The 17,402-nt window shown below is 58.6% G+C and carries 18 protein-coding genes and 2 pseudogenes; 11 read left to right on the top strand and 9 right to left on the bottom strand.

Annotated features, from left to right (window positions below; translation table 11 throughout):
* The gene (locus J3P97_RS11015; protein WP_434674129.1) at positions 1-519 is read right to left on the bottom strand and encodes a MarR family winged helix-turn-helix transcriptional regulator; all 519 of its coding nucleotides are present in this window, start codon (positions 517-519) and stop codon (positions 1-3) included.
* A 353-nt stretch (positions 520-872) separates the two neighbouring features.
* Between J3P97_RS11015 and J3P97_RS11020 the strand changes: the two genes are divergently transcribed.
* The 3 genes from J3P97_RS11020 (at position 873) to J3P97_RS11030 (ending at position 4,549) form a co-directional block, all read left to right on the top strand.
* Complete coding sequence (locus tag J3P97_RS11020; RefSeq protein WP_434674130.1) at positions 873-2,525, top strand: RopAA-2; 1,653 nt, start codon at positions 873-875, stop codon at positions 2,523-2,525.
* Between the two features lie 192 nt (positions 2,526-2,717).
* The gene (locus tag J3P97_RS11025; RefSeq protein WP_434605097.1) at positions 2,718-4,160 is read left to right on the top strand and encodes an ATPase domain-containing protein; all 1,443 of its coding nucleotides are present in this window, start codon (positions 2,718-2,720) and stop codon (positions 4,158-4,160) included.
* 26 nt (positions 4,161-4,186) lie between these two features.
* A complete protein-coding gene (locus tag J3P97_RS11030) occupies positions 4,187-4,549 on the top strand; it encodes a response regulator (RefSeq protein ID WP_434674131.1) in 363 nt (120 codons plus the stop codon).
* 91 nt (positions 4,550-4,640) lie between these two features.
* Here J3P97_RS11030 and J3P97_RS11035 read toward each other — a convergent pair whose 3' ends face one another.
* The 3 genes from J3P97_RS11035 to J3P97_RS11045 form a co-directional block, all read right to left on the bottom strand.
* Positions 4,641-5,363, bottom strand: a complete 723-nt coding sequence (locus J3P97_RS11035; protein WP_434674132.1) for an anti-sigma factor — start codon at positions 5,361-5,363, stop codon at positions 4,641-4,643.
* Positions 5,360-5,914, bottom strand: coding sequence for a sigma-70 family RNA polymerase sigma factor (locus tag J3P97_RS11040; RefSeq protein ID WP_434604327.1), 555 nt, complete (start codon positions 5,912-5,914; stop codon positions 5,360-5,362). The genes J3P97_RS11035 and J3P97_RS11040 overlap by 4 nt, the downstream gene beginning before the upstream one ends.
* 111 nt (positions 5,915-6,025) lie before the next feature.
* Positions 6,026-6,568, bottom strand: a complete 543-nt coding sequence (locus tag J3P97_RS11045) for a DUF3455 domain-containing protein (protein ID WP_434568849.1) — start codon at positions 6,566-6,568, stop codon at positions 6,026-6,028.
* Between the two features lie 279 nt (positions 6,569-6,847).
* Here J3P97_RS11045 and J3P97_RS11050 point away from each other — a divergent pair, with 279 nt between their 5' ends.
* The 5 genes from J3P97_RS11050 to J3P97_RS11070 all read left to right on the top strand — a co-directional run bounded on the left by J3P97_RS11050 (position 6,848) and on the right by J3P97_RS11070 (position 11,574).
* Positions 6,848-7,531: a methylamine utilization protein gene (locus J3P97_RS11050; RefSeq protein WP_434674539.1), complete on the top strand. Its 684-nt coding sequence runs from the start codon at positions 6,848-6,850 to the stop codon at positions 7,529-7,531.
* A complete protein-coding gene (locus J3P97_RS11055; protein WP_434674133.1) occupies positions 7,515-9,872 on the top strand; it encodes a putative bifunctional diguanylate cyclase/phosphodiesterase in 2,358 nt (785 codons plus the stop codon). The genes J3P97_RS11050 and J3P97_RS11055 overlap by 17 nt, the downstream gene beginning before the upstream one ends.
* A gap of 5 nt (positions 9,873-9,877) precedes the next feature.
* A complete protein-coding gene (locus J3P97_RS11060; protein ID WP_434674134.1) occupies positions 9,878-10,741 on the top strand; it encodes a DUF3034 family protein in 864 nt (287 codons plus the stop codon).
* On the top strand, positions 10,741-11,160 hold the full coding sequence (locus tag J3P97_RS11065; RefSeq protein WP_434604337.1) for a group I truncated hemoglobin: 420 nt from the start codon (positions 10,741-10,743) through the stop codon (positions 11,158-11,160). Before J3P97_RS11060 ends, J3P97_RS11065 begins: the two co-directional genes overlap by 1 nt.
* A gap of 114 nt (positions 11,161-11,274) precedes the next feature.
* Positions 11,275-11,574, top strand: a complete 300-nt coding sequence (locus J3P97_RS11070; protein WP_434674135.1) for a hypothetical protein — start codon at positions 11,275-11,277, stop codon at positions 11,572-11,574.
* 29 nt (positions 11,575-11,603) lie between these two features.
* Here J3P97_RS11070 and J3P97_RS11075 read toward each other — a convergent pair whose 3' ends face one another.
* A complete protein-coding gene (locus J3P97_RS11075) occupies positions 11,604-12,149 on the bottom strand; it encodes a cytochrome b/b6 domain-containing protein (RefSeq protein WP_434674136.1) in 546 nt (181 codons plus the stop codon).
* A complete protein-coding gene (locus J3P97_RS11080; protein WP_048722823.1) occupies positions 12,149-12,415 on the bottom strand; it encodes a PepSY domain-containing protein in 267 nt (88 codons plus the stop codon). Before J3P97_RS11080 ends, J3P97_RS11075 begins: the two co-directional genes overlap by 1 nt.
* Before the next feature lie 97 nt (positions 12,416-12,512).
* Here J3P97_RS11080 and J3P97_RS11085 point away from each other — a divergent pair.
* The 3 genes and pseudogenes from J3P97_RS11085 to J3P97_RS11095 form a co-directional block, all read left to right on the top strand.
* Positions 12,513-12,878, top strand: a pseudogene (locus J3P97_RS11085) (response regulator); the annotation flags it as partial.
* Positions 12,879-12,938: 60 nt separating this feature from the next.
* Positions 12,939-13,154, top strand: a pseudogene (locus J3P97_RS11090) (sensor histidine kinase); the annotation flags it as partial.
* Between the two features lie 99 nt (positions 13,155-13,253).
* Entirely contained in the window at positions 13,254-14,576 is a 1,323-nt protein-coding gene (locus J3P97_RS11095; protein WP_434674540.1) for an APC family permease, read from the top strand.
* A gap of 48 nt (positions 14,577-14,624) precedes the next feature.
* Here J3P97_RS11095 and J3P97_RS11100 read toward each other — a convergent pair whose 3' ends face one another.
* From J3P97_RS11100 to J3P97_RS11110, 3 genes are all read right to left on the bottom strand, one after another.
* Positions 14,625-15,671 carry a DUF2955 domain-containing protein gene (locus J3P97_RS11100; RefSeq protein ID WP_434674137.1) on the bottom strand — a complete coding sequence of 349 codons (1,047 nt, stop codon included), beginning with the start codon at positions 15,669-15,671 and terminating at the stop codon, positions 14,625-14,627.
* Positions 15,661-16,782, bottom strand: coding sequence for an HlyD family secretion protein (locus tag J3P97_RS11105; RefSeq protein WP_434674138.1), 1,122 nt, complete (start codon positions 16,780-16,782; stop codon positions 15,661-15,663). Before J3P97_RS11105 ends, J3P97_RS11100 begins: the two co-directional genes overlap by 11 nt.
* Before the next feature lie 73 nt (positions 16,783-16,855).
* A complete protein-coding gene (locus J3P97_RS11110; RefSeq protein WP_434674139.1) occupies positions 16,856-17,383 on the bottom strand; it encodes a transporter suffix domain-containing protein in 528 nt (175 codons plus the stop codon).
* Positions 17,384-17,402 lie beyond the last annotated feature (19 nt).

Consider the following 17,402-nt stretch of genomic DNA (forward strand, 5'->3'; position numbering starts at 1 on the left):
TTAGAGATGGCCAGTGCAGGGATTTTCATTCAACGCATCTGCGACTGGACAATTCGTGCAAGACGCAGGGTCGCACAGTCTACAAACTGAATAGCCTTGATCGAGATCATTCACCAAGCCGTTGAGTAGCTTTTCGGTTATCCGTCCAAGGATTTCGCGCTCATCCGGATCAAGCACTTCCAAAGCACGAGCTATACGTTCATGGCGGACCGCTAGCACGGCAGCACAGTTCGTATTTCCTGCGGGAGTAAGATGGAGCGCAACGGCACGCCGATCAGCGTCTGCTTGTCTCCGTTCCACTACACCCTGGGTGACAAGCCTATCAACCAGGCGCACAGCTCCAGGATGAGACAATCCCAAGGCTCGCCTCAAACGCTCTATGGACATGCCTGGCTCGTGACCGAGCAAGGCAATAGCCGCAGCTGCCGGACCAACTTCCGGAGCTTGGTCTTGAGTGCCTTGGTGGATAGAGTCAGAAATCGCCAGCGACAGCGCCCCAACTATGTTTTCGAGTTTCATATCTTTCATGGGCTAAATATGTGTGCATCGCGCATGGAATGCAAGATTTTCAGATGAGAAGGGCCCGTCTTGGGGGAAAGCCACAGGTTCTTTCTTATCAGTAGTTCCATTGCTCAGCGACTTTTAGCTATCGCATCGACATTCTTGTGTCCAAGGACCAGCCTGGCCTTCGCATCGCCTTCTACGATGAAAAAAATAGAACGGTCAGTCTTTCAGTTGTGACCGTCGGTTTTTCAAATTTATTACATCCTTGGAACGCTTCTTCCGGTACGGCCACTCAGGTGTGAGGATGCCGCCGCTCATAACGGGGTCATTCGCATTCTTCTATCTGCCGATGCCAAGAGGACAACGCCATGGATACGATTAATGTAGGTACAAGCCGCGAGCTGACCCGTCCACCTGATGAGATACAGCAGGAAACAACACTGCGGGCCTCTCACTCTCCGGTCCTCGGCGATATCGGGGTAGCAATGCGCACGCGGCTTCATAACCATTTCGAGGCTCACCTTGAAACACAAGCTGACTCCGATCAACCCGCTGCCCCTGCTTCAAGCGCCCGCAACGCGGAGCTGAACGCCATTCGCGATGACCGTGCCCAACGGCTGGAGGCCGGGGGTTATACCGTCCATGACATGGAGAAGGCGGAAAAAAACGCAGCCAGGGCCGACAGATTGTTTGCGTCCATAAAGTCAGGGATGGGGGGGACGCCCTTTGCGGCGCTGACCGAGGCCGGTAATTTCAAACCGTCGATCCTTCAGGTAGCGGGCCAGCATGCCAATACGGTACGCCAAGCGGCTATAGAGAACGCTATGTCATGCTTGTATGCCGGTATGGCGGATGCTGCCGGTAACAAGACGATCGCGGGCTTCAAGCCTGGTTATTACCTTAAACCCGAGAGCAATACACTGCATCCGGCGCTTCAAGCATCGGTGGCGGAAAAGCTGCTGGCGTTGGACAAAGGTCCATTGCGTAATGCTTTCGACGAAGCTAACAAATGGCTTACCGGGTTTGCAGTACGTAACACTGCAATGTACGCATCAACGCTTGCCATGACGGCTGCTGGCAAAGAGGAACTGGATGCAATCCTGCAACCCGCCCTACGACCGGTCACGGCTATCATCGTGGGTATTGCAATCGAGCATTACAATGTGAGCCGTGATCGCAGTAACCATTTGGCTGACCCTGCAATGCTCTATGGTCGTCGAGATGCTGTACCGGAAGGGCAGGCTCATAAGCCTATTGATCAAGATACCGAATGGCTGGATGACTTCGAGACTTTAAAGGATCTCGATGCCACTGCCCTGGTCAAGATGGTCTCCGCGCGGCTGGGTGAAGGCGCGGCGACGGCGCTGAATGCGGTCATCAGCGGCGATGCCTTGAAAGAGATAGTAGACCCGGTCAGTGTTGTAGGAAATGGTCTGCTGATTGGCGGTTTTTCTGCAATGGGCGCGGCTACAACCGCCACAGCCAACCTGGCGAAGTCCACGGAGCTGGGAAAAATGGCGGCTACCGCAGCCTCGGAGGGTGTAAAAAACGTATTGGGTACCCTGGCTTTCGGGCTGTGGGCAGCTGGCGCCTCGCTAGGTGGATCCGTGCCGAAAAAAGCCACCGCTGCTGTCGATGCCCATGTACCAAAAGCGGTAGAAGGGGGCGCAGATGCAGCGGGCAGGGTGGCGGTCAAGGGCGGCGAGCTTGCGCTCAAGACATCGCTCACCGGCGCCAGATTTGCCAAGGAGACAGCTGTGTCAGCGACCCACCACACAAAAAATGCAGCTCAAGCGGTAGGGGATGGAGTCACTAGCGTTGCCAGCGCCATTGGCACCACTTCCCAGTCAGCCTGGAATAAAAGCGTTGGAGCCCTGAGGCAACGCTCCGCGGCCACCCCTCAAAGCCAGGCCGCTCAAGGTCAGAGCATACCCATGCAGCCGCTCGCCGGTACGCAGGTCCAGGCGTCTTCCTCAGCACCTGCGCGTCCGACTGCCCAGGATGACGGAGATATCGTCTAGCAGCCTTTCCTTGGCGCTCACTTCAGTTTTTCCTTGATGTCCAGGGACCGGACATTGCTGATGATTACTTACGACCCAAAGCGAACGATCTTCCACGTCTACTTTCTATCTACCTGAATGGCCTCGAATTCGAATTGGCGTTAGCATTTCATTCATCCGGCTTAAAAGCCTGTTTTTTTAGATCAGGGTCACATTGTGGAAAAGCTAAAACGCCTTCAAAGCGGAATCGAAGGGCTCGACGCTCTGCTTAACGGAGGGCTGGTCGCGGGTGCTTCATACATAATTCAAGGTCGTCCAGGTTCGGGCAAGACGATCCTCGCCAATCAGCTTGGATTCCATCACGTGCGTAATGGAGGCCGGGTTTTAGTCGCCACACTGCTGGCCGAGTCGCACGACCGTCTCTTTCAGTTTCTCTCTACCCTGAGCTTTTTCGACTCATCCAAAGTGGGCGCTGAAATCCAGTTCGTCAGCGCATTCGATACGTTGGAAAACGAAGGTCTCGATGAAGTAGTAAAACTGCTTCGGCGTGAGATCAGTCGGCAGAAGGCTACGGTCATGGTCGTCGACGGTTTGCTCAATGCGCGCTCCAAAGCCGATTCGCCTATCGACACCAAGAAATTCATCCTGGAGTTGCAAGGCCACGCAGCGTTCGCCGGATGTACCGTACTGTTCCTCACCAGTTCACGGCTTGACGACGGTAGCCCAGAGCACACGATGGTTGATGGTGTGATCGAAATGGGAGAGGAGCTGTTCGGCACTCGTTCCGTACGACGTATACAACTCCGCAAGACGCGAGGCAGCAGCGCGCTGACCGGTCTTCACGAATGTGAAATCACTGATGACGGCCTGGTTGTCTATCCGCGTCTCGAGAGCCTGTACAGCCGTCCTTCCTCTTCCGACAGTGCGGACATGACGCGCATCGCCAGTGGGATTGATTCGCTCGACGATATATTGGGCGGAGGACTGCACAGCTCCAGTGTGTCTCTGGTCATGGGACCCTCCGGGATCGGCAAGACCACGCTGGGTCTCAAATTCCTGGCCAAGTCCACACCTGATGCCCCAGGCTTGCATTTTGGGTTCTATGAGAGCCCACAGCGGCTGCGCTTGAAAGGATCCTCACTGGGCATCGACATCGAAGCCATGGAGGAGAGCGGGGCGTTGAGCATTGTCTGGCAGCCAACCACCGAAGGGCTGCTGGATGGACTCGGCTCAAGACTGCTGAGCATCGTCAAGGAAAAGGGTATCAAACGCCTGTTCATCGACAGTCTGAGCGGGATGACACGCGTTTCGACAAATCCGGGACGGATTACCGATTTCTACAGTGCGCTCATGAATGAGCTGCGCTCCAGAGGCGTTACGGTATTTGCATCCTGGGAAATGCGCGACCTGTTCGGTTCTGAGGTCAGCTCACCGAACTCCGACCTGTCGAGCATCGTCGACAACCTGATGCTGATGCGTTTCTTTGAGAATCGCGCTGAACTAAGCAGGACGCTTTCCATTCTTAAGGTACGAGATAGCTCCTATGACCCCTCGCGATTCGAGGTGGTGATTCGTGATCAAGATGTTTTCCTGAAAAAGGCTTTGAGGAATGAACCTTCAGTTGCCACTGAGTCCTTGCCTGGTTCGATTTCATAAGTCTTTGAGCAGGTTGAAAAATTAACATGACCACCATCCTGGTCGTCGACGACGAGTATCTGATCGCTGACATCCTCAGCTTCGCGCTGGAGGATGAAGGCTTCATGGTCGTAAAAGCCAGCAATGGTCGAAAGGGACTCGAAGTTCTCGAAAGGGAGCGTCCAGCGTTGATTGTTACCGACTTCATGATGCCCGTCATGGACGGCTTGGAGTTCGCCACGGCTGTGCGAGCACTTCCGTCCGTCAATCATTTGCCAATTATCCTCATGAGCGGTGCTCAGGCGCACATAGGTATGCAGAGAACGGATTTGTTTGATGCAGTCCTGCCAAAGCCATTCGAGATAGGCGCCATCATCGCAGAAGTGAAAAAGCTCTTGTCTGCGCAGTAGTTCGTTCCGGTAGGCGTCACGAGAGCGAGTCTATCGAGTGCCCACCGATGCCCAGCGTGATCAGCGCGGGCTGCATGATTTGAGGAGGGTGCTAGAGGACTTTCACGGCCCGGCCGATGAACTGCACCGGCCCTGTGGGTTTTCCGGTCGGCGAGCCATTGACACTTTCAAGCGTGAGTTCAAAAAGTTGATGGGGCTCCAACGGCGGTAATTTATCGAGCGGGACCGACAGCGTTTGTCCAGGCCGGACCAAACCCAGGGATACCGGCGCTTTCCAGTCATCCGCCTTGGTCCAGAATTGCAATGCTTTATCGCTGGGGACCTGAGCCACCGCCAGCGGTATAAGTTGAATTTCCTTGGAGTCGGTCGCTTGAATGACCCATCCAGGTGCCTGGTTCTGCGGCGCTACCAGCACCACCAGGTAAGTGGTTGGGCTGACCGCGGTCGTGCGCGTCAGTAGCAGCGTTCCCAGCAGCAATGTTGCAACGATGCCTGCCCCGGCGAGCCCGCGCCATAACGGAAGAAAATTCCACAATGATCTCGACCGTGGGGCATTCGGCGCTCGCTGGCCATGACTGTCCAGGCTGTTCTGGATACGCCTCCAGACTAGGGGCCCAGGTGTTTGCGGTTCTGCCTGCTCAGTCAAGGCAGCCAGGCGCTGCTCCCAGGCATCGACCGCGTCGCGCAGGGCGGGTTCTTGCGCGAGACGCTGTCGAACCTGCTTGCGCTGATTGGCCGGCAATGTCCCCAACACATATTCGCTCGCCAGTTCTTCGATGTTTTCGGGAAGATCATCCTCTACGCTCGTCGTCATCCCATGCACTCCCGCAACGCCACCAGACTACGTTTGATCCACGCCTTTACGGTTCCCAGCGGTGCGCCCACTTTTTTCGATATTTCGGAATGTGAATAACCGTCCACGTACGCATGAAGTATGCAGTTGCGCCGGGCCGGCTCCAATCGTTCAAGGCAGGTATAGATACGACCTGAACGAGTCAGGTACTCAAACGTGTCGCTGTTTGGCGCGTCAACGGACGCCAAGGCGTCCGAGGCCATTTCACTGTGCTCGTCGAGCTGAATTTGCCTGGCGTTGTCACGCACGACATTGAGGGCCAGATGTCGGGTTATGCTGAATATCCAGCCACGGGCCGAGCCTCTGGTCGGGTCGAAACTGGCGGCGCGAGTCCATATTTTGATGAAGACGTCATGGAGGATATCTTCCGCCAACGCCTTATGGCGCACGATTCGCTGAGCAACGCCCATCACGCGTGCGCTTTCCTGATCGTATAAGGCGCGCAACGCCTGTTGGTCGCCTTGGGCGCAGGCCGCAAGGTGGGCTTCATAGTCGAAGTAAGGTTCGGGCAAGGACAGGTTTCCAGCCATTGGCAGCAACATGACCCCAAGCCCGGAGGCAAGGGGGTATTCATGGGAGAAGAGTAGCCGACTTTGCCCTGACCACTGGCCGTCGAGCGTGATCTATTGGGCAGCCCAGAATATATAGTCGGCTTGATACTTCACTACCTCACGCTTGCCTTTGTTGGCGCTGGAGCATTCGGCCATCGGCGCTACGCCACCCTTCACGGCCAGCCGCTGGATGTAACTGACCCCGCTCATTGCGCCTTTCCCTTCGGCGGGGTTGGCCTTGACCAACTGCAAGGGGAGGTCTTTGGGGCTGACCGATGCGACCGCCAATTGGGTTCCGGTGATTTTGGAACCGTCGTTGGCTTGCCATGTTGCAGGTGGTCCGAAATAAGTGCCGATAGCCTTGCCGCTTCGGTCGTTCAGCAGCGCTTTCGGGCCGATGAAGAACCATTCTGTCTGCCCTGTGGCATTGGCCTTGTCACGGCATTCATAAGTGATTTCTCCGACTCCTGCAGTTTCGAGCGCGACCTTGTGCCCGGCCGGGACCTTGATGCTTTCAGGCAAGCCTGCTTGCGCGTAAGCAGCAGGCATCGCGACGAACAGGCAACTGGCAGTCAATGCAGTACCGACAATGCGGAACAATCGTTTAGCGTTCATACAAGCTTCTCCTGAGGATTTGATCAGCGCAGCGGTTCATGGCCGCTACATGTACTACCCTCTGGAACGCGGACTGGATGCACTTGGCTGAATAAAAATATCAACGGCCGTTTCAGCGGGGCTCGCAAGGCCGGCAGTCGGTCATGTCGGGCCTGCCTGTTCAGGTTTTTGCTACGCGGTCGATACCTAGGTAAATGGGCGATCAGTGCGTGACTGCCGATGCCGCCATCAGGAGTCTCGTCACCAGGACGATTCACCCTTGTTTTTAATGGAATGGGCATGTCCAGGAATAACCCGCTTTTTGCACTGCTGTTACTGTTCGCGTGCCCTGTCGGGTGGGCGGGGGTGGCCAAGCTTGATGTGGCGATGCACGAAGGCACGGGCCAGCGGCTGCCCGACGCGGTGGTCACGCTGCAAGGCCCGATAGGTGCGCCGTTGGCGCCTCCCGCCGCCAATATGGATCAGCGCAACCAGCAATTTGCGCCCCATGTGCTGGCGGTGCACACCGGCACCCCGATCAAATTCCCCAACAGCGACAACATCCGCCATCAGGTCTACTCGTTTTCGCCGGCGAAGCGCTTTGAGTTGCGCTTGTACGAGGGCTCCCCCTCCGAGCCGGTGCTGTTCGATAAGCCCGGCGTGGTGGTATTGGGCTGCAACATCCATGACCGGATGCTCGGCTACGTCTTTGTCACCGACGATCCGCGTTTTGCCGTCAGCGATGCCCAAGGCAATGTGGTGCTGAACGATTTGCCAGTCGGCGAGTACCGCGTGACGCTTTGGCATCCCCGGCTCAAGGGGATGCAACCGATCGATGCCGGTTCTGTGAAACTTCCTGCGGCCGGCCTCAAGCAGAACTACACCCTGACGCTGGAGCCTTTACCTGAGCAGCCCGCAACCGCTCCGGCTTCGAGTGCCTTCGGCGATACATTCAAGCGAGCGGCTCGTGAAACTGCGCAATAGTTTCCAGGCGCAAGTCGCAGCGGTGATGATCCTGTTGTCGCTGGGGGTGATCGGCGTGTTGTATTTCAGCGTCAATGCGGCGACCCGTTCTGCGGTGCGTAGCCAGTCCGAGGCGCAGTTGGACGTCGGTACGCGCGTCTTCGAGCGGCTGCTGGAAGTGCAGGGCCGACGCTTGGCTGATGGCGTGCAGTTATTGGCAGCCGACTTCGGCTTTCGCGAAGCGGTGGCCAGCCGGGATGCTGCAACCATCCGTTCAGTGCTGGTCAACCATGGCAAGCGCATCAATGCCAGCGACATGATTCTGCTGAGCATGGACGGCGAGGTGCTCGCCAGTACCCTCGACAACATGCCGGAAGGTTCATTGTTCCAGTACGATGGCGCGCTGCGCCTGGCACAACGTGCGCGCCAGGCCATGGTAATCGTACCGTTGCAGGGTAAACCGCATCTGTTGGTGGAAACGCCCGTACTCGCACCTCTGCCTGTTGCCAGGGTGGTGATGGGTTTCAGCATGGACAAGGCCTTTGCCAGTGAGTTGCGCTCACTCACCAACCTTGAGGTTTCGTTTCTTGCCGTTGATCAACAACGGCCTGGTGAGCTTGTCAGCACGCAACCAGACGTTCTGCGCGGGCCTGTCTCCAGCTTGATGCTCAACTCGTCCAACCGCATTAGCGCGGTACTGACGGAGCACCTGGATCGCAATTTCCTCAGTCAGTTTTTGCTGCTGGCTGACGGTTCGAACGAATACGATGGGCAAGTAATAGCACTTCTGCAGAGTCCGCTGGACGTGGCCATGCAAGCGTTTGCTCCGCTGGACGAAAAAATCCTGGCGATTACCCTGGTCGCACTGATCGCCTCGTTGGTCGGCGCTTTGCTGTTGGCACGAGGTGTGTCGCGTCCGGTCAAGTCACTGGCCCTCGCGGCGGAGCGCATCGGTCAAGGCGATTACCAGACCCCCGTGGTATTGGAGCGGGAGGATGAACTCGGGGTGTTGGCCAAAGCCGTCAATTCGATGCAAAGCGGCATTGCCGAGCGGGAGCAGCAGCTGGCCCACAACGCCCTCCATGACCCCGTCACTGGCTTGCCCAACCGCGCATTGGCCATGGAGCGCCTGGGCAGTGCAATTGCCGCCAACCGGCCGATTGCCCTGATCTGCATGGGCATCCATAACCTGCGGGCCATCAACGAAACGGTCGACCCCGAAACGGTCGACCGGCTGCTCCGTCAGACCGGCCAGCAAACCCAAGCCCTGTTGCACCCTGGCGACACCGTGGCGCATCTGATCGCCGAGGAGTTCCTGGTTCTGCTCGATGGGATGGACAGCGATGCGGCGGTCGCCTTGGCGGACAGGTTGCAGCAAGTATTGCTCAAGCCCCAGCACATCAACGGCCACGACCTGGCCCTGGACTGCAGGCTTGGAATAGCGGCCTACCCGGCGGATGGGCAAAGCGCGCAGACCCTGCTGGAACGCGCCTCCATCGCCATGAAAGACGCGGCGCAGATGCCGGGTCATCTACAGATTTATCAGCACGGGCGTGATTTGGCTCACCGCCGCCAGATCGCCCTGATTCGAGACTTGCGCCACGCTGCAAACAACGGTGAGCTGCTCCTGCATTACCAGCCCAAGATGGACATTCTGAAGAGTCATGTCCGCCAGGCTGAAGGCCTGTTGCGCTGGCAGCATCCGCAACTGGGCCCGATCTCTCCAGCCGAATTCATTCCCTTGGCAGAACGGACCGGAAGCATTCAGGCGCTGACCCATTGGGTGATCAACGAGGGCATGCGCCAGCTCGCGGAGTGGAATGGGCGAGGGTTACGCTTGCAACTGTCATTGAATATATCCGCCGAAGACCTGATCAGCGACGATCTGCCTGTTCGGGTCGTGGCGTTGCTGCGCACGCATCGGCTGCCAGCCGAGCAGCTGGTGTTTGAAGTCACCGAAAGCGCTGTCATGCGCGAGCCCGAGCGGGCCTTGAAGAACCTCCATCTGTTGCGCGATTGTGGCATCAGTCTGTCGGTGGATGACTTCGGTACCGGCTATTCGTCCTTGGCGCACCTCAAGCGACTGCCGGTGCAAGAGTTGAAAATCGACCAGTCGTTCGTCCGGGACCTGCATGACACCAGCGAAGATGCGGTAATTGTCCGCTCGACCATCGAAATGAGTCATAACCTGGGGCTCAAGGTGGTTGCCGAAGGCGTTGAATATGAACACAGCCTGAGATTACTCGAACGTTGGCATTGCGATACCGCGCAGGGCTACCTGATCAGCCGACCGCTGACCGCCGCGGCGTTCGAGGCCTGGGTAGCGTTGCCTTTGAATCTTCATTCTTCGCTGGTTCATTGAACATCATGAGTTCACGTTTGTGGCTATCGATCGCCTGTTGCACAGGACTCGCCCTTCAGGTCGTTTCTGCCGACGGCGGGCGTTTGATCGCGACCGGTGGCGCCAGCAGCCTGGAGGGTGCCGCCGGCGGCGGGATCACGCCGTGGGCAGTGCTGGCCGGTTACGGCGAAAAAAACGAATGGGGGGCGACTGCGTTCGCGACCTCGGTCAATCTGCCGGATTATCGGCTGGATGTCGCCGGGCTGGCCGTGGCCTACGACAACCGGGTCGAGCTGTCGTTTGCCCGGCAGCGTTTCGACCTGGGTTCGCTGGTGAACAAGCTGAACCTGCCCGACGATAACCTCGGCCAGGACATCTTTGCCATGAAGGTGCGTTTGTTCGGTGACGTGATCTACGGCGATTTGCCGCAGGTTTCCCTTGGTCTGGAGTATAAACACCAGAACAACTTCCTGATCCCGAGCCTGGTTGGCGCCAGGCGGGACAGCGACACCGAAGGCTATCTGGCTGCCAGTCGGTTATTCATGGGCGGGGCGTTTGGCTACAACCTGCTGCTCAATGGCAGCCTGCGCTACAGCCGTGCCAATGAGCTGGGGTTGCTCGGGTTCGGCGGTGACCGTCGCGACACTCGTAGCGTGCTGAAGGAGGGCTCCCTGGCGGTGCTGCTCAATCCGCGCTGGGCACTGGGCGTCGAGTATCGGCAGAAACCGGACAACCTGTCCTTTGCCGGGGAAAGTGACTGGGTTGATCTGTTCGTCGGTTACTTTCCCAATAAACATCTGTCGGTGGTGCTGGCCTACGCGCGGCTGGGCGAAATCGCGACGCTCGACCGCCAGAACGGCACATATCTTTCGGTGCAGGGGAGTTTTTGATGCGCATTGTCCTGCTGGTGCTGATCGGGCTGTTGAGCGCCTGCACACAACCCTTGTCCAGGGACGACTCGCTCTATCAAGACCTCGGCGCACAGGCCGGGATCACCCGGATCGTCGAGGGCATGCTGCTGAACATCGCGCGTGATGAACGTATCGTAGAGCGCTTTCGCAAGATTGATATCGAGCGGCTGCGCGACAAATTAATCGAGCAATTTTGCCTAGAAACCGGCGGCCCCTGCACCTACACCGGTGACAGCATGGCCGAGAGTCACAAGGGGCAGAACATCAGCCGCAGTGATTTTAATGCCTTGGTTGAAGATCTGATTGCTGCAATGGATGAACAGCGTGTTCCGGTGCCGGTGCAAAATCGGCTGATCGCACGGCTGGCACCGATGCGCGGCGAGATCATCGAGAAGTAAGGGATTCAATCCATGTTTTAAGCCAGACCTGTCTTGGGCTTTCGTCAGACGCTGGGAACGACCCGCTGCGCCTGTAAGTCTACCTGTATCTACTCATTGGCAAGGTACAGCGCAATGGATAAGACAATCACCGTGGATCAGCTGGCTACCACCGACCTTGGACCATTCAACGAGATATGGCTCGGTGGGACTCATACTCAGCTATGCCTATGGCGTGGTGCCCAGGTTTTCACCCACGAAATGCTCAGCGAGGGCACCCACGATCAGAATGTCCAGCGCCTGTGCTTGCAGTTGGTCGACCCTGAGGATCAGGCCGCAGTGGCCAGCGTTGAGCTGATCGCCCGCGAACGTCTGAACAAGATGGGGAAGGAGGGCGAGTTTTATCCGGCTGAGGAAGCGGACACCCATCAATAGTCGCTCTGCAAGCTCGGCGTCATTAAATGTTACTGCGCACGTTCGTCCGGCAGGCGCTTCCTGCGACCGGTGAGCATGGATAACGGCAAGTTGTCGCGTACCTGGATACTTTCAAAAACGGCTGCCAGCACATGCACACACACCAGACCGAGCAGCGTGTTGGCGGCGGTTTCGTGCAGTTGCAGCGGCCAATCGGCGCCCCAGAGGGCATCGACTTCCTGCATCAGGAAGCCGCTGATCCCGATAATCAGCAATGCCAGCAACATCGACAGCATCACCAGCGCGCCAATCGGCGAATGGCCCAGGCGGTGTTGTGGCCGACCGTTGAGCAACGAGCGCACGTGAGCACCCAGACGTTCTGGCGTGGGCCAGAAGTCCGCCCACCGTGCGCTGCGTGGTCCGACAAATCCCCAAACCGTTCGTACCAGCAGCCAGGCCATGGCGTAATAGCCCAGCCAGACGTGCCAGTCGTCGCCTGCTTCGTTGAAGAAGTAGTTGGCGACAAAGACCCCGGCGATAGACAGATGAAACAGTCTCACCAACGGGTCCCACAGGCGTAAGGATTCGCCTGGCATCAGCCTTTGATCTCGGTCTTCACGGCTTTGCCGGTGACCGGGTCATGGTAGATTTCGACCTTGCGCTTGTCCTTGTCGAAGCCGTAGATCTCGTAGCAGTTGCCATCGGTCACCTTGAACTTGCTGATCTCGTAGCCTTCGGCCTTGAGCTTGTCCTGGAAGGCTTTTTCGTCTTGCCATTGCGAACGCTCCGCGGTGGTGCATTGCGGACCGGCGACAGCCAGGGGGCTGGCGATAATCAGGGACAACAGGAGAATTTTGCGCATGGAAAAGCTCTCAGTGGAGGTGGGAAGTTGAACAGTGCGAAACCAACCTTAGGGTAGCCTTAGTTGGCAACCAGCCGTAACATTTTTGCTGAAATGCGGCCTCGACCTGTTGCAACAACTGCGCGCCGAGCAGCACGATTTACCGGTGCTGGTCCTCACCGCCCGCGACGGCACCGCCGAACGCATCGCTGGGCTCGACGCTGGCGCCGACGACTATCTGGTGAAACCCTTCGACGTCGAAGAACTCAAGGCCCGCGTGCGCGCCTTGCTGCGCCGCAGCCAGGGCCGCGCGCAACCGATGCTTGAACACGCCGGCGTCGGCCTTGACCCGGCCACTCAGCAGGTGCGCTACCAGGATGCGGACGTCATCGTCACCCCCATGGAATACCAACTGCTTCACCAGCTAATGGTGCGCCCCGGCAAAGTGGTGACCCGCGAGCGTCTGTCCCGCGCGTTGTACGGGACCAATGCCCTCAATTTTTCTCCACCAGGGAGCGAGGTGGCTGTGGTGGTGCGCAAGGACGAGGCGGGCAGGGTCTGCTTGAGGGTTGAAGACGCCGGCCCGGGGATCGATGAAGGGGAAATCGCAAGGCTGTTCGAGCGCTTTTACAGTCGCGGCAATGCCAATGGCGCGGGCCTGGGATTGGCCATCGTGCAGATGGTGACAAACAAGATTGGCTGCACGTTACGCCTTTACAACCTGGCGGGCGGTGGCGTTTGTGCGGAACTGGCAATTTAGTGAACTTTTACCCTGCGAATTTCTCCACTGCTCAGAGGTTGTGCAAGACATGACGCTCGGATGAATCTTGCGAAAAAAATCCCCCTGGCAGAGCCTCAAATGACAGTAAACCCGTCACAACCCAAGCCCTCTTTGCGCCGTGCCATCACGGGGCCGATGCTGTTTCTGTTCATCCTGGGCGATGTACTGGGCGCTGGCGTTTATGCCCTTGCGGGTACCATCGCCGGAGAGGTAGGCGGGGCGATCTGGGTGCCGTTGTTGATCGCGTTGTTCTTCGCCATGTTGACGGCAGGTTCGTACGCCGAACTGGTCTCGAAATATCCTCACGCGGGCGCGGCGTCGGTGTTTGCCGAAAAGGCTTTTAAATCACCGCTGATATCGTTCCTGGTCGGTTTTTGCATGCTTGCCGCCGCGGTGACCAGCGCTGCCGGTCTCTCGCTGGCCTTCGCGGGGGACTATCTTGGCGCATTCATCCAGGTATCACCCCACGTTGCTGCGCTGATCTTTTTGTTGCTCATTGCCCTCCTGAATGCACGAGGGATCAAAGAATCTCTGGGGGCGAATCTGCTGATGACCGTGGTCGAGCTGTCAGGGCTAATATTGGTCATCGTTGCTGCGGGTTACTTTTTCAGTTCGGGCGAGGCTGAACTGGCAAGGGCGCTGGAGTTCAAGCCTGGGGTCAGTCCGATGCTGGCGGTATTGGGCGCGGCGTTGCTCGCGTTCTATTCGTTCGTCGGTTTTGAGACGTCCGCCAATCTCGCGGAAGAGATCAAGGATGTTCGCAAGGTATACCCACGGGCCTTGTTCGCGGCGCTGATTACCGCAGGGGTGGTTTACATGGCTGTTGGGGTCGCCGCGTCCTCAGTGTTGCCAACGGAGAAACTGCTTGCCACATCGGCCCCATTACTTGAAGTGGTTCGGGCTTCCGGGCTCGACATTTCGCCGCGCCTGTTCGCCTTTATCGCGCTCATCGCGGTGGCCAACGGAGCGCTGCTGACCATGATCATGGCCAGTCGACTCACTTATGGGATGGCCAATCTGGGGTTGTTGCCAGATGTCCTGGGACGGGTCCTGCCGCATAGGCGCACGCCCTGGGCGGCCATTATTGCCACAACGCTCGTAGCCATCGCACTGACGCTGACAGGAACGTTGGCGACCTTGGCGCAAACCGTGGTGCTGCTTTTACTGTTCGTGTTTCTCAGCACCAACATGGCCGTGCTGGTGTTACGCAAGGACAATGTTGCGGAAGAACATTTTCAGGTTCCCACCTGGGTACCCTGGCTGGCGATCCTGTCTTGCCTCGTATTGCTGAGTCAGCAAGACATCGGTACGTGGCTGCGAGGCGGGGCACTTATCCTGGTGGGGATGCTGCTGTATGTCTTTGCCCGAATGGCTGTGCCGGCTGTTGTAAAACCACACTAGACAACGGCCGCACCGCAAGCAGACGCGCCTAATGCAGGAGTGGATCACCTACACCGATTGCGGACGAGGCTCCGATATACGCGCTCTTGGCCACAGCAGCGCGGCCAGGCCAATGGCATAGACCACTGCAAACAACACGTAGGCGATTCGGCTGGAAAACAGCTGTGGCGTCTCTGTTGGCAGTGGCGATACACCGAGCCCGAACAGAATAACGAAGGTGATAAGCCCGCCGCCGAATATCTTGCCAGTGGCGTTGCCGATGGAGGCTTTGCCGCCAAACAGCAGGCTTACCAGCAACAGGATCAGCGCCACCAGCCACAGGGTTGGGCGCAGTTCAAACAGCGTGAAGGCCACGGACGCCGCCATTCCGCCTAGCAGGTTGACCAGCACCAGGCCAAGGGCTGTGCGGCTGCTCATGCCCAGGGAAAACTGGCTAAGCAACGAGGCCACCGTGATCGGGACGACGATCGCCGTGGCCAGCCTTGGGTCGCTCAGGCACAGGGCAACCATGGTCAGCAGAATTGTCGCGCTGGCCATGGCCTGGCGAATCACCAGCGTCTGCTCGTGCGGCTGGGCGGCTGCCTGCTTGGCATGTTCACCAGCAGGGTCGGGCAGCAGCGCATGGGCGCCCCAGGCCAGCAGCAAACCCAGGCCGACCGCCTTGACCAGTACCAGCACAATGGACTCGCCCAGATCGCTCTGCGCGATATCGAGCATCGGCACCACAATGGCGATCACCAGCATCAGCGCTGGTCCCGCGCCGCCAGGTTGCCGGCCTTGCGCGGTAAAACAGGCGAGATAAAACAGCCAAAGCAGCGGCAGCAATATCCATGGCCGCTCACCGAGCATACCCGTCACACCCACCAGCAGCGCGCCGGTGAGCATACTTACCAGCAACGTAATCAACCCTTGAGACAGCGCTGGCACGCGGCGGCTGGCCAAGAGGAACTGGATGGCGAACAAGGGCGCGAGAAACGGCAGGACGTCGCCCAGGACCAGACCCGCGCACAAGCCCACGGTCACTGCCAGGGCGACACGCAGTCCCTGGCGTTTGATCCGCAGGAGCTCGACTTCGGCCTGCCCGTCAATTGACATACTTCAGCCAGGCGCCCAGGCGTGTCATGAATGCCCCCAGTGCGTTAGTCATGGGGTTGTCATCGGTATAGATCACCACGCTCACCTGCGAGCCGTAACGCGGGCCGATCGGGTGCGGTTCCTCCACTATCAGGCGTACCGGAAAGCGCTGCGGGTCGCGCACCCAACCACTCTGGTTGCGCACCGAGGGCAGGGCCGAGTTGCTGCTGCCCTGTTGCGCGACACCCCAGCCGACGCTTTCAACACGGCCTTTGAACACACGGCCCGGCAATACATCGAACACCAGTTCCGCCGGATCGTCGGCCTGCACATGTTCCAGGCTGTTCTCCTTGAACGCGGCAGACACCCATACCGTGCCCCTGTCGATGAAGGTCAGTGCCGGTTGGCCGGCGCTGACGACCTGACCGACGGCGAGCTGGAGATGGGTGATCACGCCGTCGGCGGGTGCGATGACTTCGGTGCGCACCAGATCGAGCCGGGCTTTTTCCAGCGCGGCCAGGGCTTGCTTGAACTGCGGATTGTCGTTGCCTTTGGGCCCCAGTTGCTGGCGCGCCCGTTCCAGGTCGGCCTGGGCCTTGCTCACGGCCGCCTCGGCGGAGCCCAGCGAGGCTTTCGCTTCATCCTGGCGGGCCGGGGCGAACACCCCACGCTCCACCAGTTGGTTCACCCGTCGGGCTTGCTCGCGAATGTTGTCGCGCTGCGCTCGCGCCGACACCAGCTGCGCCTGGGCGGCATCCACCGAGGCGGTGCTGGCACCCACTGCCTGGCCGGCTTCCTCCAGCCGTGCCTCAGCCTCGCTGACGACAAGTCTGTAGGGCTGCGGGTCGATACGAAACAGCACCTGGCCGGTCTTCACCCGGGCATTGTCGAGCACCGTAATTTCTGTCACACGGCCACCCACCTCGGCGGCCATTTCCACCACATAGGCTTGCACCACGGCTTGCGACGTCGAGGGCGTGCGGCGCTCCATGAAAATCGAGAGGGTGAACAGCACCGCGATCAACACTGCAACGCCCAGGGCAATGCGCCTTAGCGGATTGGCTGGCGCAGGCTTTTCAGGAAGCGGTTCGGTTTGTAACTCAGGCTCGACGGAACTGGGCGAATCGGGCATATCGGCACCTGCAAGTCATGGCCATCCAAAAAACAGCTGACAGAGCGCCGGGGGCGGCGACCCTGGCATCGGATCAGACCGCGTCGGCAGCGGTATTGACCCGTGCGGTGCGGATAAACAACGCGCGCAATTTCTCCCAGAAATTGCCCCCCAAGACGAAGAAGCTGCCGATCAACAGGACATCGCCAAGCAGTTGCAACGCCCAGCTGTTGGGGCGAAAGCCGGGCGCGAAGGCATCGATATAAGGTTCAAGAAAAGAGCACAGCAACGGCAGGCAGAACATCACCAGGCCAATACGGTGGCGGGTGACGCTGACCTCCTGCTCGGCACTGGGTACAAGGCCCGACACATAACCGAACACCTTCTGCTTGAGCTCTTGAAAACCTGCCTTGCCCATCACCGCGATGACCAGCAGCAACAGCACCTTGTTGATGATGAACAGCGCGCCGGTGATCGCCGCGATGGTGGAGCGGGGTACATCCGCAGCCGCCGCCAGCGGCACCAGCAACCATAACGCGAGCATCAGGCAAAGAATCGCGATGCCTGCCTTGAAGCGCCATTTCGCGGACTTTGATGTGATCGGAGGCTGTACCGTGCTCATGCTGCCTTACCTTTCTTTG

It is taken from the genome of Pseudomonas sp. R1-15, from assembly GCF_051132085.1.
Classification (GTDB): Bacteria; Pseudomonadota; Gammaproteobacteria; order Pseudomonadales; family Pseudomonadaceae; genus Aquipseudomonas.

Coding starts and splice junctions, on each gene's coding strand:
- J3P97_RS11100 (WP_434674137.1), bottom strand. CDS start 15,671: ATGTCAATTGACGGGCAGGCCGAAGTCGAGCTCCTGCGGATCAAACGC.
- J3P97_RS11065 (WP_434604337.1), top strand. CDS start 10,741: ATGCGCATTGTCCTGCTGGTGCTGATCGGGCTGTTGAGCGCCTGCACA.
- J3P97_RS11035 (WP_434674132.1), bottom strand. CDS start 5,363: ATGACGACGAGCGTAGAGGATGATCTTCCCGAAAACATCGAAGAACTG.
- J3P97_RS11030 (WP_434674131.1), top strand. CDS start 4,187: ATGACCACCATCCTGGTCGTCGACGACGAGTATCTGATCGCTGACATC.
- J3P97_RS11060 (WP_434674134.1), top strand. CDS start 9,878: ATGAGTTCACGTTTGTGGCTATCGATCGCCTGTTGCACAGGACTCGCC.
- J3P97_RS11110 (WP_434674139.1), bottom strand. CDS start 17,383: ATGAGCACGGTACAGCCTCCGATCACATCAAAGTCCGCGAAATGGCGC.
- J3P97_RS11045 (WP_434568849.1), bottom strand. CDS start 6,568: ATGAACGCTAAACGATTGTTCCGCATTGTCGGTACTGCATTGACTGCC.
- J3P97_RS11080 (WP_048722823.1), bottom strand. CDS start 12,415: ATGCGCAAAATTCTCCTGTTGTCCCTGATTATCGCCAGCCCCCTGGCT.
- J3P97_RS11105 (WP_434674138.1), bottom strand. CDS start 16,782: ATGCCCGATTCGCCCAGTTCCGTCGAGCCTGAGTTACAAACCGAACCG.
- J3P97_RS11070 (WP_434674135.1), top strand. CDS start 11,275: ATGGATAAGACAATCACCGTGGATCAGCTGGCTACCACCGACCTTGGA.
- J3P97_RS11075 (WP_434674136.1), bottom strand. CDS start 12,149: ATGCCAGGCGAATCCTTACGCCTGTGGGACCCGTTGGTGAGACTGTTT.
- J3P97_RS11020 (WP_434674130.1), top strand. CDS start 873: ATGGATACGATTAATGTAGGTACAAGCCGCGAGCTGACCCGTCCACCT.
- J3P97_RS11095 (WP_434674540.1), top strand. CDS start 13,254: ATGACAGTAAACCCGTCACAACCCAAGCCCTCTTTGCGCCGTGCCATC.
- J3P97_RS11015 (WP_434674129.1), bottom strand. CDS start 519: ATGAAACTCGAAAACATAGTTGGGGCGCTGTCGCTGGCGATTTCTGAC.
- J3P97_RS11050 (WP_434674539.1), top strand. CDS start 6,848: ATGTCCAGGAATAACCCGCTTTTTGCACTGCTGTTACTGTTCGCGTGC.